General features: G+C 73.2%; 13 protein-coding genes and 1 pseudogene. 4 read left to right on the top strand and 10 right to left on the bottom strand.

Features of this window, described 5'->3' with window-relative positions; genetic code table 11:
- Positions 1–13: 13 nt before the first annotated feature.
- From IE177_RS08095 to IE177_RS08080, 4 genes are all read right to left on the bottom strand, one after another.
- The gene (locus tag IE177_RS08095; protein ID WP_190014221.1) at positions 14–1,045 is read right to left on the bottom strand and encodes a polyprenyl synthetase family protein; all 1,032 of its coding nucleotides are present in this window, start codon (positions 1,043–1,045) and stop codon (positions 14–16) included.
- Positions 1,042–2,082, bottom strand: coding sequence for a tetratricopeptide repeat protein (locus IE177_RS08090; RefSeq protein WP_190014219.1), 1,041 nt, complete (start codon positions 2,080–2,082; stop codon positions 1,042–1,044). The genes IE177_RS08095 and IE177_RS08090 overlap by 4 nt, the downstream gene beginning before the upstream one ends.
- A gap of 154 nt (positions 2,083–2,236) precedes the next feature.
- On the bottom strand, positions 2,237–2,914 hold the full coding sequence (locus IE177_RS08085) for an AIM24 family protein (RefSeq protein ID WP_190014218.1): 678 nt from the start codon (positions 2,912–2,914) through the stop codon (positions 2,237–2,239).
- A 57-nt stretch (positions 2,915–2,971) separates the two neighbouring features.
- The gene (locus tag IE177_RS08080; protein ID WP_190014216.1) at positions 2,972–4,186 is read right to left on the bottom strand and encodes a serine hydrolase domain-containing protein; all 1,215 of its coding nucleotides are present in this window, start codon (positions 4,184–4,186) and stop codon (positions 2,972–2,974) included.
- A 334-nt stretch (positions 4,187–4,520) separates the two neighbouring features.
- On the opposite strand from IE177_RS08080, the gene IE177_RS08075 reads away from it, so the two are divergent.
- Both IE177_RS08075 and IE177_RS08070 read left to right on the top strand, forming a co-directional pair.
- The gene (locus IE177_RS08075; RefSeq protein WP_229815945.1) at positions 4,521–6,284 is read left to right on the top strand and encodes a M4 family metallopeptidase; all 1,764 of its coding nucleotides are present in this window, start codon (positions 4,521–4,523) and stop codon (positions 6,282–6,284) included.
- A 169-nt stretch (positions 6,285–6,453) separates the two neighbouring features.
- Positions 6,454–7,629 (top strand): SGNH/GDSL hydrolase family protein, encoded by a 1,176-nt coding sequence (locus IE177_RS08070; protein WP_190015075.1) that lies wholly within the window; start codon positions 6,454–6,456, stop codon positions 7,627–7,629.
- A gap of 41 nt (positions 7,630–7,670) precedes the next feature.
- Here the strand turns inward: IE177_RS08070 and IE177_RS08065 are convergent, their stop codons facing one another.
- The 3 genes from IE177_RS08065 to IE177_RS08055 are packed head-to-tail and all read right to left on the bottom strand — an operon-like array spanning position 7,671 to position 11,151.
- Positions 7,671–8,021, bottom strand: a complete 351-nt coding sequence (locus tag IE177_RS08065; protein WP_190014212.1) for a UBP-type zinc finger domain-containing protein — start codon at positions 8,019–8,021, stop codon at positions 7,671–7,673.
- A complete protein-coding gene (locus IE177_RS08060; RefSeq protein ID WP_190014211.1) occupies positions 8,018–9,478 on the bottom strand; it encodes an ATP-binding protein in 1,461 nt (486 codons plus the stop codon). The genes IE177_RS08065 and IE177_RS08060 overlap by 4 nt, the downstream gene beginning before the upstream one ends.
- On the bottom strand, positions 9,475–11,151 hold the full coding sequence (locus tag IE177_RS08055; RefSeq protein WP_190014209.1) for an NAD(P)/FAD-dependent oxidoreductase: 1,677 nt from the start codon (positions 11,149–11,151) through the stop codon (positions 9,475–9,477). The genes IE177_RS08060 and IE177_RS08055 overlap by 4 nt, the downstream gene beginning before the upstream one ends.
- Positions 11,152–11,337: 186 nt before the next feature.
- Between IE177_RS08055 and IE177_RS08050 the strand changes: the two genes are divergently transcribed.
- Entirely contained in the window at positions 11,338–12,204 is an 867-nt protein-coding gene (locus IE177_RS08050) for a universal stress protein (RefSeq protein WP_190014208.1), read from the top strand.
- Between the two features lie 16 nt (positions 12,205–12,220).
- Here IE177_RS08050 and IE177_RS08045 read toward each other — a convergent pair whose 3' ends face one another.
- The 3 genes and pseudogenes from IE177_RS08045 to IE177_RS08035 all read right to left on the bottom strand — a co-directional run bounded on the left by IE177_RS08045 (position 12,221) and on the right by IE177_RS08035 (position 14,658).
- Entirely contained in the window at positions 12,221–13,471 is a 1,251-nt protein-coding gene (locus IE177_RS08045) for a DUF4032 domain-containing protein (protein WP_190014206.1), read from the bottom strand.
- Between the two features lie 10 nt (positions 13,472–13,481).
- Positions 13,482–13,919: pseudogene (locus tag IE177_RS08040) on the bottom strand (MBL fold metallo-hydrolase); the annotation flags it as partial.
- A 109-nt stretch (positions 13,920–14,028) separates the two neighbouring features.
- Entirely contained in the window at positions 14,029–14,658 is a 630-nt protein-coding gene (locus IE177_RS08035; RefSeq protein WP_190014204.1) for an alpha-ketoglutarate-dependent dioxygenase AlkB, read from the bottom strand.
- A gap of 133 nt (positions 14,659–14,791) precedes the next feature.
- Between IE177_RS08035 and IE177_RS08030 the strand changes: the two genes are divergently transcribed.
- Positions 14,792–15,418, top strand: a complete 627-nt coding sequence (locus IE177_RS08030; protein ID WP_190014202.1) for a TetR/AcrR family transcriptional regulator — start codon at positions 14,792–14,794, stop codon at positions 15,416–15,418.
- Positions 15,419–15,439 lie beyond the last annotated feature (21 nt).

Raw genomic sequence — 15,439 nt, 5'->3', positions numbered from 1 at the left:
TTTCACGGTGCGGCTACAGCTCGCGGTCCACCAGGTGGTCCAGGAGCCGGCGCAGCTCGTCGGCCGCCCCGGCGGCCAGGGGCGCGTCCGCGAGCAGCGCCCGTGCCGCGGCGGTGTGCGCCCGGGCCCCGGCCAGGGCCGCGGCCCGGCCGCCCGCCCGGTCGATCAGCTCGGCCGCCTCCTCGATGTGCCCCGGCGAGCCGAGCAGCGCCGACAGGTCCCGCGCCGCGGGGGAGCCGAGCGCGACGAGCACCGGGAACGTCTTCTTCCCCTCCCGCAGATCACCGCCCACCGGTTTGCCGGTGACGTCCGGGTCGCCCCACAGGCCCAGCACGTCGTCGACGAGCTGGAAGGCGACGCCGAGGTGCCGTCCGGCCCGGTCCAGCGCCGTGACCGCGGCCTCGGGAGCCCCGCCGAGCGCGGCGCCGAGCGCGGCGGCGCAGCCCAGGAGGGCACCGGTCTTGCCCTCCGCCATCGTCCGGTACTCCTCGGGTGTCACCCGCCGCGGGCCCGTGCGGGGCCGGGCGGTGAACAGCAGGTCCTCGGCCTGGCCGCGCACCAGGTCGGCGAGCGCCGCGGAGAGCAGCCGCAGGGCGCCGGGCCCCTGCGGGGCGGTGGCGAGCACGTCCACGGCCAGCGCGAACAGGGCGTCCCCGGCGAGCACCGCCGGTCCGGTGCCGTACGCCTTCCAGACGGCGGGGCGGCGGCGCCTGGTCGCGTCGCCGTCCATGATGTCGTCGTGCAGCAGCGAGAAGGCGTGCACAAGCTCCACCGCGACGGCCGCCGGAACACCGGCCCGCCCGTCGGCGCCCGCGGCCTCCGCGCCGAGCACCGCCAGCGCCTGCCGTACGCCCTTGCCGCCCGGCGCCGTCGCGGGTGCCCCGCCGACCTCGCACCAGCCGAAGGTGTAGGCGGCCATCTCGGCCGTCCACGGGTGCAGCCGCCCCACCGCCTCCGTCAGCGCCGGCCGCACCAGCGCACGGCAGCGGGCGAGCGTCTCGGGAGCGCGCGTCGCCGCCCGCGCCGCCGTGGGCGGGGCCGTCACCGTGCGGCCTCCGCGTCCAGGCCGAACTCCCGCTGCGCGCGGGACACCATCTCCCGCGCGTGCTTGAGGCCGCTGCGCTCCAGCGTCCCCGCCAGCTCGGCGAGTTCGGCCGCCGTCTCCGTGCGGTCCCGGCCGAGCCGGGCCATCGACTTCGCCAGGCCCAGCCGGGCGAGTGCCTCACCGCGCGGCTCGCTCATCGCGCGGAACTCCGCCAGGGCCAGTTCGTACATGTCGCGGGCCTCGGCGTGCCGTCCGGCGCGGTAGAGCACGTTGCCGCGCATCTTGTGGTTGTAGGCGAGCGCTCCGGAGAGGTCCATGGCCCGGCAGCCGGCCTCCGCCTCGGACAGCAGCCGCAGGGCCTGTTCGGTGTCGCCGTCCCGGACGGAGAGGATGTCGGCGAGGCCGCGCAGCGCCCAGGCGTGCCCACGCCGGTCCTCCGCACGCTCGGCTATCTCCGCGGCCTCCTCGAACAAGGCGTACGCCGTGTCGAGGTCGCCGGTGTTGCGGTGCATCTGCGCGATGCCCTCAAGTGCCCACACCGTGTGCCTGGCCTCCCCGCGCCTGCGGGCCTCCGCCAGCAGCTGTTCGTGCAGCCGGCCGACCGCCTCGTAGTCGCCCTGGATGCGTCCGGTCTCCGCGAGGCCGGCCAGGGAGTAGCCGCGGACCACGACGTCCCCGCCGCGCTCGCCGAGTTCGGCCGCGAGCCCCAGCAGCCGCCAGGCGAGCGGGAACGCCCCGCGCTGGCGGGCCAGGGTGCCGCCGCTCCACAGCGCCCAGGCCATGGCGGCGGTGTCCCCGGCCTCCCGGGCGGCGCGGTAACTGGCCTTCCAGGCCCGGTCGGCGTCCCCCACCCGGCCGAGCCGCCGGTGGGCCTCGGCGACGGCGAGCCCGCAGCGCGCCGCCTCGGCGGGACGTCCCGACCGTTCGGCCTCGCGCAGCCGCTCGGTGCCCTCGGCCAGCACGTCGGCCAGCGAGGAGTTCACGGACAGGGTGGTCAGGGCGCCCTGGTACTCAGGGGCGAAAGCCTTGCCGTACATGCGTACCCTTCTATACACGGAGTGTATACATGACGTGTATAGCGTCTCGGAAATACGCCCCGGCCGTGGACGGGCCGGGGCTCGGTCTGTCGTCGGTCAAGACGCCGGTACGCCGACGGGGGTTGCCCGCGCGGCACGGATCACTTGTGAAGGATCAGTGCTGCTGCGCCTTCTGGGGCGTCAGCTCGCTGGGCCGCACCACCACGAACCCCTCGCCCTGGAGCATCAGCTGCACGGCCTCGCCGGAACCGCCGCGCAGCATCGAGCCGATGGACTGCGAGCGGTGCAGCGAGGTCTGCAGCTGTGCGGTCCAGCCGACCACCGCGTCGGTGTCGACGTACACCGGCGCCTGCGCCGAGACGGGTATGACCAGCGGGTTGCCCTCGCAGACCAGGCCCAGCCGGCCGTGCCCGCCGAACACGCTGTTGAACAGGCCGCCTCCGGCGATGCCCGAGCCCTTCACCGTCTTGATCTCGTACGACAGCGACGCGTCGAAGCACAGGACGTTGCGGCCGTTGACGGTGAACCGGTCGCCGGTCTCGACCTCGACCATGAAACAGTTCTGCGCCTCGTGCGCGAACCAGGCCTCGCCCTGCCCGCGCACCGCCATGAGGGGCAGTCCCTCGCCGGTGACCGCACGCTTGAGCATGCCGCCGACGCCCTGCCCCTTGCGCTCGAACCTGAGACTGCCGCGGTGGGCGATCATGGCGCCCTGGCGGGCGTACATCTCGCCGTTCACCGCGTACTTGATGCACTTCGCGTTCTCGACGGACATCCCCGGCTCGACGGCCGGCCGCACCACGTGCTGACTGGAGAAAAGATCACCCTTCATGCCGGGCATGGTGTCCCGGACGGTGCCGTTCCGCCAAGACGCGGGGATCACCGCGGGTCATTCGCCGGCGGCCCCGTCCCAGCCGCCGGGCTCCGGCCGGCCCGGGGCGCGCAGCGTCCGCGCCGCCTTCCCGCAGAACGCCGACTCCAGCGTTCCCGTCAGCGTGCTGAGCACCTTGCCGTTGTTGGAGGTGTTGGCCAGGGCGGTCAGGGCGCGCTTGCCGTCCTTCGTCGCGAAGGCGTACGTGTAGTACCCCTGCACCGCGCCCGTGTGGCCGTAGACCGAGATCCCGCAGGACAGCGTGCGCCGCCGCAGTCCGAGTCCGTACGCCGTGGTGCTGTTGACGGGGCTGAAGCGCTCCATGTCGGCGAGCCGCGCCGGGGACAGCAGCCTGCCGCCCAGCAGCGCGGAGTAGAAGGTGTTGAGGTCCCTGGCGCTGGAGATGATGGCACCCGCGCTCTGCGCCCAGGACACCGTCTGGGCGGTCGCGTCGACCAGTGCGGCGCCGGCCGTGTCCGGGGTCAGGTACCCGCGGGCGTGCCGGCCGGGGATCGCGGTGTCCGGGTGGAGGTAGAACGTGTCGCGCAGGTTCAGCGGCCCGAAGATCCGGTCCTCGTACGCCGTCCGCACGGAGTGCCCCGTGAGCTTCTCGATGAGCAGGCCCGCGACGACGAAGTTGGTGTTGGAGTAGGAGTAGGCGGCGCCGGGCGCGTTGGTGCGGGGCTTCTTCAGGGAGAGCGCGACCAGCTGCCGGTAGGTGAAGACCCTGTCGCGCACCGCCTCGAAGCCGGACACGCTGTCCGCGAACATGTCGTTGGTGTAGTCGTACAGGCCGCTGCGGTGGCTGAGCACATGACGGACCGTGATCCGGTCGTCGGGCAGCAGCCCGGGCAGGTAGCGGTTGACCGGCGCGTCGAGCACCAGCCGGTGCTCGTCGGCGAGTTGCAGCAGGACCACGGCCGAGAAGGTCTTGGTGACGCTGCCGACCCGGAACCGGTCGCCGGCGTCGACGGCCCGCCGGGCCGCGCGGTCGGCGACGCCGTAGGTCACCCGGTAGGTGCTGCCCCGGTCGTCGATCCGGGCCAGCGCGCCCGGCGCGCCCTGGGCCACGGCCGAGCGCAGCACCGCCGTGAGGCCCGTCGTGTCGGGCGCCGGGAGCACCGCCGCCGAGGGTGCCTTCACCTCCCCGGTCGCGGCCCGCGCCGGGACCGCGAGGAGAGACAGCGCGACCGCTCCCAGGACCGCCCCGCGGCCCACCGTCGCTGAGACCATCCGGCATCCACTCCCATCCGCACACGGCTTGATGCGATATCAGTCACATCCCGGGCTCGGAACCTACGGGACGGGGGTGACGTCTCCGCAGTCGACACACAGGTGGTGGACCTGTGATCACCCTGTGGAGCCCATTCGTAAAGGATTCCCCTAGGAACCCGCGAAATGGATCATTCCGGCTTTACGCGGACATGACCGATCCGTAAGGGTGTCCCCCGGGGCCCTACAAGCCCCCGTGGCGCCCAACTGCGCTGCGTCCAAAGGCGGTTGGCGACCCCTGCCGTCTTCGATCGAAGGAACCACGATCAGATTGCGTAGACCGCACATACGCTCCGTGGCGGTCGCCGTCGCGGTGACGACGGCTGCCACTGGCCTGGCGGGCACGGCCTTCGCCGGCCCCTCCACGACGGGGGTGGAGCGGACCGCCGCGTCCTCCGCCACGAACGCCACGGCGGTGGTGAAGGCGGCGCGCTCCGCGGCCTTCGCCCACGCCTCGGCGACCGGCGTCTCCAAGGGTGACGAACTGCAGCCCACGGACGTCCTGATCGACCCCGAGGGCGCCCGGCACGTCCGGTTCGTCCGGACGCACGGCGACCTGCCGGTGCTCGGTGGCGACCTCATCGTCCACCTCGACCACAAGCTGGCCTACACCGGTGTCACCCGCGCGGCCGGCCACGCCGTCAAGCCGGCCACCGCCCACGCCAGGCTGACCGCCGGTCAGGCCGCCGCCAAGGCCGCGAAGGCCGCCAAGGGCACCGCGGCCGACGCCCAGCTGGTCGTCGACGCCCGCGACGGCGCCTCGGCGCTCGCCTACCAGGTGACCGTGGCCGGCAAGGACGGTTCCCACACCGTCGTCGTCGACGCCGTCACCGGCAAGGTGCGCAGCAACACGCCCGACAGCGACGAGTTCCTGTCGCCGAAGCTGCTCGACACCCTGCGCGAGCGCGGCGAGACCATCGACCCGGCCACCGGCACCGGTTCCGCCGGCACGGCGGGCCTGACCGGTTCGGGCCTGACCGGCGCCACGCACTACCCGTCGTCCGCCAAGGGCACCGGCAAGACCCTCTTCGTGGGCAACGTCGGCCTCACCACCACCCAGACCTCGCGCGGCCACTACCAGCTCAAGGACCCGAGCCGGTACGGCACCGAGACGCGGGACGCCAAGGGCAAGTACACCGAGAAGTTCAGCGCCGGCACCAAGTTCACCAACACGACCAACGTGTGGGGCAACGGCAAGACCACCAGCCGTGCCAGTGCCGCCGCCGACGCCCAGTACGGCATCACGAAGACGCTCGACTTCTACAAGAGCACCTTCAAGCGCAAGGGCATCGCCAACAACAGCAAGCCCGCGCAGGCGATGGTCCACTGGGGCAACAAGGTCGCGAACGCCTTCTGGGACCCGACCTGCAACTGCATGCTGTACGGCGACGGCGACGGCACGATGTTCAAGAAGCCGCTCGTCGTCCTCGACGTCACGGGTCACGAGCTGACCCACGGCGTGGTGGAGGCGACCGCCAACCTGCAGCCCACCTTCGTCGACTCCGACGGCAACCAGTACGGCGAGCCCGGCTCGCTGAACGAGTCGCTCGCGGACATCTTCGGCTCGAACGTCGAGTTCTACGCCAAGAACGCGAAGGACACCCCGGACTACCTGATCGGCGAGAAGCTGGGTCTGTCCCAGAAGTTCCTGCGCCGCCTCGACCACCCGTCGCTCGACAAGCTCGAGGGCACGATCGACTACTGGTCGTCGGACACCTACTACACCGAGGTGCACGCCGGTTCCGGCGTCTCCTCGCACGCCTACTACCTCCTCGCGGAGGGCAGTGGCAAGAAGAAGATCGGCGGCGTCACCTACAACTCGCCGACCTACCACAACATCGCGGTCAAGGGCATCGGCCGGACCAAGGCCACCGCCATCTTCTACCGCGCGCTCACCCGCTACATGGTCTCCACGACCGACTTCCACCAGGCGCGCGTCGCGACCCTGAAGGCGGCCAAGGACCTGTACGGCGCGAACAGCACCGAGTACAAGACGGTGGACAAGGCGTGGTCCGCGGTCAACGTCACCGCCGCCAACACGCCGGCCGCCCGCCACTGACGGACGGCGGCGCAGCACAGCACCACCGGATGCCCCGCCCCGCGCGGGGCATCCGCATGTCCGGGCGGGCGGGGCGGAGCCGCGGTGAGCACCGGCATGTGCACCCGGGGCGTCAGCGGGAACACGGCCTCTCGTGGGACACACGATCATCTCCAGGGGGGCCGTCGCGATGCTGACGGTCCTCGCATGCCAGAGCCCGGCCGCCGCGGCCGGAGGGCCGCCCGGAACCGCCACGCCGGCCACCGGGGTCGTCACCTGGGCGGCGAGCGCCGACCGCATGGGCGAGGGCGCGGCCGGCCGGTGCTACCGGATGATCGTCCACACCAGCGTCGGGGGCAGCGATCTGCGCGTCCGCTTCACGAACGCCTTCGGCGACCGGCCGCTGACCCTGGACGGCGTGCACGCCGGCCTGCGGGAGCACGGGGCCGCGCTGCGGCCGGGCAGCAACCGGCCGCTGACCTTCGGCGGAGCGCGCACGGTCACCGTGCCGCCCGGCGCCACCACCTGGAGCGACCCCCTGCCCGGCAGGGTGCCCGCCGGGAGCGACCTCGTCGTCAGCCTGCGCACCCCGCACGCGCGGGGGCCGGCCTCCGGCCACTGGCTCGCGATGCAGACCTCGTACACCGGCCGGGGCGTCCGCACCGCCGGTGAGGGCGGCGCCGGCTGGACGCGGACCACCGGCTCCTGGTGGTACCTCGACGCCGTCTCCGTCCGGCCGGCCGGGAGGGGTGCCGGTGCCGTGGTGGCGCTCGGCGACTCCATCACCGACGGCTGGCGGTCCACCGCAGGCCGCAACCACCGCTGGCCCGACTACCTCGCCCGGCGCCTCGCCGCCGTCGGCACACCGGTCAAGGGCGTGGCCAACGAGGGCATCGCCGGCAACAAGGTCCTCGCTGACGGCTTCGGGCGAAGCGCCCTGAACCGGCTGGAGGGCGACGTCCTCTCCCAGCCCGGAGTGCGCACCGTCCTCCTCTTCGAGGGCGTGAACGACGTCAAGGCGCACACCGGCGTCACCGCGGCCGGCCTGATCGCCGGCTACCGGCGGATCGCCCAGCGGGTGCACGCCGCCGGCAAGTGCGTGACCGTCGCCACGGTCGGCCCGTTCAAGGGCCGGCCCGAATGGGACCCGGCCGCCGAGGCCCTGCGCCGACGGGTCAACCGGTACCTGCGCACCCGCGGGGACTTCGACGCGGTGACGGACCTCGACGCCGTGCTGCGCAGCCCGTACGACCCCGAGCGGATCTCGCCGCTGTACGACAGCGGCGACCACCTGCACCCCAACGACAGGGGCATGCGGGCCGTGGCCGACGCCGTCGACCCGGGCAGCCTGGACTGCGGGCGCTGAACCCGGCCCGGCGGCGGGCCGTGACGGCGGTCCGCGCCGCCTCAGCGCAGCGTCCGCGCCCAGTCGGCGGGCACCCTTCCCGCCGGGCCCGGCGCCGGCTGGTCCGCGGGACGGCTGACCGGGGCGGCGAGTTCGGGGCCGGAACCGTAGAGCTCCTCCGTCGCGTAGTTCCAGAACCAGTCCTCGCCCGGTTCGAAGCTCTGGATGACCGGATGCCCGGTCGCCCGGTAGTGGGCGGTGGCGTGCTTGGCGGGGGAGTCGTCGCAGCAGCCGACGTGCCCGCACTGCGCGCAGCGGCGCAGATGGAACCACCAGCCGCCCGCCTCGTCGCACTCCACGCAGCCGGTGCCGCTCGGCGGGACGTCCGGGTCGATTCCGTCGACGGTGCTCATGCCGGTTCCTCGGCTTCCTCCGCCGGCGCCCCGGCGGTCAGGGGGAGCAGCACCTGGAAACGGGTGTCGCCGGGCACCGACTCGACCCGCAGGGTGCCGTGGTGTTTGTTGACGACGATGCGCCAGGAGATGTCCAGGCCGAGCCCCGTGCCCTCGCCCACCGGCTTGGTGGTGAAGAACGGGTCGAAGATCCGGTCCTTGATCTCCGGCGGGACACCGGGGCCGGTGTCCCGGAACTCGACCAGCACCCGCTCGTGGTCGAGCGCCGTCCGGACCGTCAGCGTTCCCTCGCCGCCCGCGCAGGCGATGGCGGAGACCGCGTTGTCGATGAGGTTGGTCCACACCTGGTTCAGCTCCGCCGGATAGGCGGGCACCGGGGGCAGCGTGCGGTCGTACTCCCGGACGACGCCGATACCGGGGCCGATCTTGCCGGACAGCATCAGCAGGGTGCTCTCCAGGAGTTCGTGCACGTCCACCACCCGGTGGGGCGCCCGGTCCAGCTGCGAGTACTGCTTGGCCGCGTCGACGAGGTGCGAGACGCGGGTGGTGGAGTCCTCGATCTCGTTCATCAGCAGCTCGGTCTCGACCGTGTAGTTGAGCCAGCCGACCGCCCCGGGCAGGATCTCCTCGTCCACCGCCGCGGCGACCTGCTCCAGCCAGTCGACGTCGAGTCCGGCCTGCACGAACGTGGGCGACAGCTGCCAGCCGTGGCCGATGCCGTGGTCCTCCAGCCAGTCGGTGAGCAGATCCTCCCGGTCGGACGCCTCCAGCGGGCTGAGCGACGGGGCCTTCGCCACCCGCTCAGCGGTGCGTTCCTGGATCTCGATCAGGCTCGCCAGCGCGTCACGCGAGAACGGCCCTTCGGCGATGACGGCGAGCTTGTGCCGCATCTTCGCCACCCGCTCCCGCAAGGTGGCGGTGGCCCGGACCGCCGCCGCCGCCGGGTTGTTCAGCTCGTGGGTGAGCCCGGCCGACAACGAGCCGAGCGCCAGCAGCCGCTCCCGCTGGCCGATCATGGCCTGGGTGTTCTTCGAGCCGAAGAACAGGCCCTCCAGCAGGTGCGCCGCCATCGGGAACCACTCGCGCATGACGTCCGCGAACACGTCCGCCGGCAGCACGAAGAACCGCGTCGGCTCGGTGACCCGCATCGAGTTGGTGTACACCTGCCGCACCCGGTCGCCGAGGTACGCCTGCATCGCGCCCGCGTACACGCCGCGCTGCGAGGTCCGGCTCACCTCCACGTCGTCCCCGCCGACCCGGCGGGAGAGCACGACCGTACCCTCGATCATCACGAAGAAGCAGGTGGCGGGAGTGCCCTCGGTGTACACCGGACCGGGCTCGAACGACTCCACCCGCCCCTCGGCGCACAGCCGCCCGAGCTGTTCGGCGCTCAGCTTCTCGAAGAGGAACAGCGAGCCGATCTCCCGGGGGCTGCAGGGCACGATCCGCCCGCTCATGACTGCTCCAGGTAGCGGTGCACCAGCATCACGGCCATGGCTCCCTCTCCGACAGCGGACGCGACACGCTTGGCGGACTCGGCGCGGGCGTCGCCCGCCACGAACACGCCGGGAACGCTGGTCTCCAGGTGGTACGGCGGCCGGTCCAGCTCCCAGCCGGCCGGTGGCCGCCCGTCGGCCGTCAGGTCGGGCCCGGCCAGGATGAACCCGCGCTCGTCGCGCAGCACCGTCCCGCCCAGCCAGTCCGTCAGCGGGGCCGCCCCGATGAACACGAACATCCACTGGGCGTCGACCTGTTCGCCCTCCCCGGTGGACACGTGGCGCAGCGACAGCCGCTCCAGGCGGCCGGAGCCGAGGGCGGCGTCGACCACCGTGTGACCGCGCACCGCGATGTTCGGCGCCTCCTCTATCTGCTGGATCAGGTAGTGCGACATCGACGCCGACAGATCGGGCCCGCGCACCAGCAGCGTCACCGACTTGGCGAACCGGGACAGGTACATCGCAGCCTGGCCCGCGGAGTTGGCGCCGCCGACGATGTACACGTCCTGCCCCTGGCAGGCGGACGCCTCGGTCAGCGCGGAGCCGTAGAACACCCCGCAGCCGGTCAGGTCGGTGCAGCCCTCGGCCTCCAGCTGCCGGTACTGCACGCCCGTCGCCAGGATGACGCTGTGCGCCGCGATCGCCGAGCCGTCGGCGAACCGCACGATGCGGGCCGCGCCGTTGACCTCCAGTCCCGTCACCTCGCGCGCGGTCAGGATCTCCGCGCCGAACTTGGCCGCCTGCCGCCGCGCCCGGTCGGTGAGCTGGGCGCCGGAGACGCCGTCGGGGAATCCCAGGTAGTTCTCGATCCGGGAGCTCTGGCCGGCCTGTCCGCCGGTCGCCGACCGCTCCACCAGCACGGTCCGCAGCCCCTCCGAGGCCCCGTACACGGCGGCCCCGAGCCCGGCGGGCCCGCCGCCGATCACCACGAGGTCGTAGAAGTCCGCCGTCGGCGTCGTCGCCAGACCGACCCGGGCCGCCAGTTCCGGTGCCTCGGGCTCGACCAGCACGGAGCCGTCCGGGGTGACCACCACCGGCAGCCGCCGCCCGTCCTGCCCGGCCGCGGACAGCAGCCGCTGCCCCTCCGGCTCCTCCACCGAGTACCAGCGGTAGGGCACCTGGTTGCGGGCGAGGAACTCGCGCACGTCGGACGACCGCGCGGACCACCGGTGCCCGACGACCTTGGTGCTGGGCACGGGCCGGTAGGCGCTGGTGCGCCAGGCCTCCAGCAGGTCGTCCAGGACGGGGTAGAGCTTCTCCTCCGGCGGGTCCCACGGCTTGAGCAGGTAGTGGTCCAGGTCGACCACGTTGATCGCGTCGATCGCCGCGCCGGTGTCCGCGTACGCGGTCAGCAGCACCCGGCGCGCCCCTGGGTACACGTCGAGCGCCTGCTCCAGGAACTCGATGCCGTTCATCCGCGGCATGCGGTAGTCGGCGAGGATCACGGCCACCAGGTCACCGCGCAGTTTCAGTTCGCGCAGCGCCTGGAGCGCGGACTCGCCGGACTCCGCGCGCACGATCCGGTACGACTCGCCGTAGCGCCGCCTGAGGTCGCGGGCGACGGCACGGGAGACTCCCGGGTCGTCGTCCACGGTCAGGATGACGGTCCGCGCCGTGTCGGCGGCCTGTGCCATGCCTCTCCCACCCCGTGTGTCGGGTCACGCGGGTCGGTGTCGTGGGGACCACCGCACCGGTTCGCAGCCCATCGTATGTTCGATCGCCCGGGTCCGCTCCGGGATATGGCGGGGGACGGGGCACGGGACGGGCGGTGTGGGGAAGACTGATCGCCGCAGAGCGCACGACGACGAGGAGGCACACGCATGACACGCCCGATCACGGCAGGGGTGGACGGTACGGAGGAGAGCCTGGCCGCGCTGGACTGGGCCGGCCGGGAGGCCGTGCGCCGGGGCCTGCCCCTGCGGGTGGTGCACGCGTGGCGCTACGCCGAGTCGCTCGCCACCGCGGACCGGACCACCCAGCACGCATGGGCGTCGGAGGGCACGGAGCAGGCGGTGCGCACCGTCCGCGAACGGCACCCGGGGCTGGAGGTGGGCGTCGACGTCGTCGAGGGCGGGGCCGCGCACGCGCTGGCCGCGGCGGCGGCGGAGGCCGAGACGCTGGTGCTGGGTTCGCGCGGGTACGGACGGGTCGTCGGCTTCCTGCTCGGCTCGGTCGGCCGGCAGGTCGTCGCGGAGGCGACCCGGCCCGTGGTCCTGGTGCGGGCCGGTGGGAAGGCGACGGCGGAGGCGGCCGGCCGCGACGTCGTGGTCGGTCAGCAGGGGGCACCCGAGGACAGCGCGGCGGCACTGCGGTTCGCGTTCGAGACGGCCGCGGCCCGCGGCGCCACCGTCAGGGCGGTGCGGGCCTGGACGCTGCCGCCCGTCTTCGCCTACAGCCCCGGCTCCCTCAAGCTCCTCGACGAGGCGGGCGGCCTCGAACCCTACGAGAAGCAGGCGCTGGCCGACGCGCTGCAGCCGTGGCGGGAGCGGTTCCCGGACGTGCCCGTGGCCGAGCACGTCGAGATGGGCAGCGCGGCCCAGGTGCTGCTGTCGGTGGCCGGCGGGGCCCAGCTGATGGTCGTGGGCCGCCGGGCGCGCCGTACCGCCGTCGGCGCCCGGATCGGCTCGGTCGCCTACGGTGTGCTGCACCACGCCGACTGCCCGGTGGCCGTGGTCCCGCACGACTGACCCGCTCCGAAGCGGCCTACTCCGGGGCGGCCGGCTCGGGGGAGGCCGGCTCCAGGGTGCCCCGTGCCCTGGGCAGGACGTTGTCGATGTAGTCCCGCACGACGGCGTCGAGGCCCAGGTCCTGCTGGGCGCGTTCGGACAGGTACCAGCGGTGTTCGAGGAGCTCGTGGTAGATCTCGGCCGGGTCCATCGCGCCGCGCAGCCGCCCCGGCACCGCCCGCACGGTGGGCCGGAACACGTCCCGCACCCAGCGGTGGGCCAGCACCTCGGGGCGGGCGGCGAGGGGGTCGCCCGGGGCGTAGTCGTCCTGGGTGGCCATCCAGCTCTCCAGGTCGTTCAGCAGCCGCCGCGCCTGGTTCTCCTCGGCGTCCAGGCCGGTCAGCCGCAGCAGCTGCCGCTGGTGGTGGCCGGCGTCGACGACCTTGGGCACGAAGGTGACCGTGTCGCCGGCCGCCGAGCGCTCGATCTGCATCTCGGCCACGTCGAAGCCCATGTCGTTGAGCCGGCGTATCCGGCGCTCGATGTAGTGGTACTTGCCCGCCGGGTACACCGAGGTGCGGGTCAGCTCCTGCCACAGCCCGGTGTAGCGGGTGCTGATCTCGTGGCCGAACGCGATCGGGTCGACGGACGGGTGCAGCGCGCCCGACGCCTCGAGGTCCAGCAGTTCGCCGCTGATGTTCACGCGGGCCAGATCGAGGTCGTACTCCCGCTGACCGGGACTGAGCCGGGGGTGCAGTTCGCCGGTCTCGGCGTCGACCAGGTAGGCGGCGTAGGCACCCGCGTCCCGCCGGAACAGGGTGTTGGAAAGCGAGCAGTCGCCCCAGGCGAACCCGGCCAGGTGCAGTCGCACCAGCAGCACCGCGAGGGCGTCCATCAGCCGGTGCATGGTGGCCGGGCGCATGGTCGTCTCGAACATCGACCGGTACGGCATCGAGCCGCGCAGATGGCGTGTGACCAGCACCGGTTCCAGCGGGGCGCCCGAGCGGCCGGTGCGGCCGGTGACCACTGCGAGGGGGTCGACGGCGGGGATGCCGAGGCGGTCGAGGTCGCGCAGCAGCCCGTACTCGCGCAGCGCGGGCCGCTCGGCCAGCTCCTTGACCGCGATCACCTCGTCACCGGCGTGCGCGTACCGCACGACGTGCCGGGAGATGCCCCGGGGGAGCGGCACGAGATGCTCCTCGGGCCACTCCTCCAGGGGTACGTCCCAGGGCAGGGCGAGCAGGAGCGCGGGGTGCTCCGGGTTCGTGGCGCTGATCTGCAAGGCCATGGGGTGAACCTTACGGTCTCGCGCGGGCGTTCCGGGTTGCTCGTTCCCGCGCCTGTCCGGCGGCGGCGCGTACCGGGCCGCGGTGGAGCGGCCCGTGGCCGGGCAGCAGGGCGCCGGCGTCGAGCGGGCCGATGACCTCCAGGGAGGCCAGGGCCCGGGCGCGCTCGTGGTGGAAGAAGCCGAGCGGCATCTGCGGCCCCCTGGTCCGCGAGGTCGCGTGCCCGCTGGCCAGGGCGTCCCCGGAATCACGATGCCGGCCTCCGGCAGGTGGCAGGCGCAGTGGCCGTTCGTGTGATCTGGCGTGCGCACGGGGACCGGCCGGCCCGGCACGTCGAGCGGATCCTCGACCGGGAACGGCTCGGGCGAGACCACGGGGTGGTTGCGAGTGCCGCCCACCCGGACCACGTTGCGCGGCCCACGGCAGCACGCCCGGCCGCCAGGCGTTGCGGCGACTTGGCGTTCGTCCGCGGTCATGATCGCCCCAGGGCCCTGGACGGCGGCTCGTCGGGGACGGCCGACCAGACCGGTGGGTGCCGCGGGCAGGAGGCGCGACCCGGTCAGTGCACCCCGTGCGGCCTGAACTGGACGCTGATGCGGGGGCCGGCGGCGCGGGTGGTCTTGGGGACGCAGTGTTCCCAGGTGCGCTGGCAGGAGCCGCCCATCACGACGAGGTCCCCGTGGCCGAGCGGTCGCCGTACCGCCCGGCCGCCCCCGCCGGCCGGGCGCAGCAGCAGGTCGCGGGGTGCTCCGACGGAGAGGATCGCGACCATCGTGTCCTCGCGCGCGCCGCGCCCGATCCGGTCGCCGTGCCAGGCCACGCTGTCCCGGCCGTCGCGGTAGAAGCACAGTCCGGCGGTGGTGAACGGCTCGCCCAGCTCCTCGGCGTAGTGCCGGGACAGCGCCGCGCGGGCCTCCGCCAGGACCGGGTGGGGCAGTGGGTCGTCCTGCTGGTAGAAGGCGAGCAGGCGGGGGACGGCCACCACGTTGTCGTACATCTTGCGGCGCTCCGCCCGCCACGGGACCTGTGCCGCCAGCGTCTCGAACAGCGCGTCGGCTCCGCTCAGCCAGCCGGGCAGGAGGTCGATCCAGGCGCCGGAGCCGAGCCCGGTCCGGCGCAGCCCGTCGAGGGGGCCGAGCCGCAGCTCGTCGGTCTGGTCGAAGAGGGAGCCCTGGAGGTGCGTGGCCATGGGCCCAGCGTACTCCGTATTCGAAAATCCGTTCCCATTCGGTCCGTGGCCTAGGCTCCGGCCCTTTCGATACACCCGTGTATCGGATACATTCCCGTATCCGACTGAGGGGCGGACGGAGGAGCGGCAGCCGATGGAACAGGCACCCAGGCGCGTCACCCGGCGCCGGGTCCGCACCCGGGCCCGGCTGCTCGACGCCGCGTTCGAGGTGTTCGCCGCCAAGGGCTTCGGCCGGGTCTCCATCGAGGAGATCTGCGAGGCCGCCGGGTTCAGCCGGGGCGCCTTCTACTCGAACTTCGCCACACTGGACGAACTGTTCTTCGCGCTCTACCAGGAGCGCGCCGACGTCATCGCCGCCCAGGTCGCCGACGCCCTCGCCCAGGAGGGGCCCGGCCTGGACGTGCCCGCCTCCGTGGACCGGGTCACCGAGGTGCTGCTGCTCGACGTCGACTGGCTGCTGGTGAAGACCGACTTCCTGGTCCACGCGGCCCGCGACCCGGACGTCGCCCGGGCCCTACTCGGCCACCGCGCCCGGCTCCGGGAGGCCATCGCCGACCGGCTCTCGCGGGCCCGGGGCCACACCGAACTGCCGGCCGCCCTCGGTGACGTGCGGGGCGCGGCGCACGCCGTGGTCGCCGCCTACGACGGGGTCACCACCCAACTGCTGCTGGACAAGGACGTCGAGGGCGCCCGGGTCTGGCTGAAACAGCTGCTCACCGCGCTTCTCACCGACGGCGGCAGCTCACCGTCCACCCACTGAGGAACCGAGGAAGGGAACCGG

It is taken from the genome of Streptomyces lucensis JCM 4490 (assembly GCF_014650035.1).
Classification (GTDB): domain Bacteria; phylum Actinomycetota; class Actinomycetes; order Streptomycetales; family Streptomycetaceae; genus Streptomyces; species Streptomyces lucensis.
Note: the sequence above shows the minus strand (reverse complement) of the source record. Positions and strands in the feature narration are given on the sequence as shown.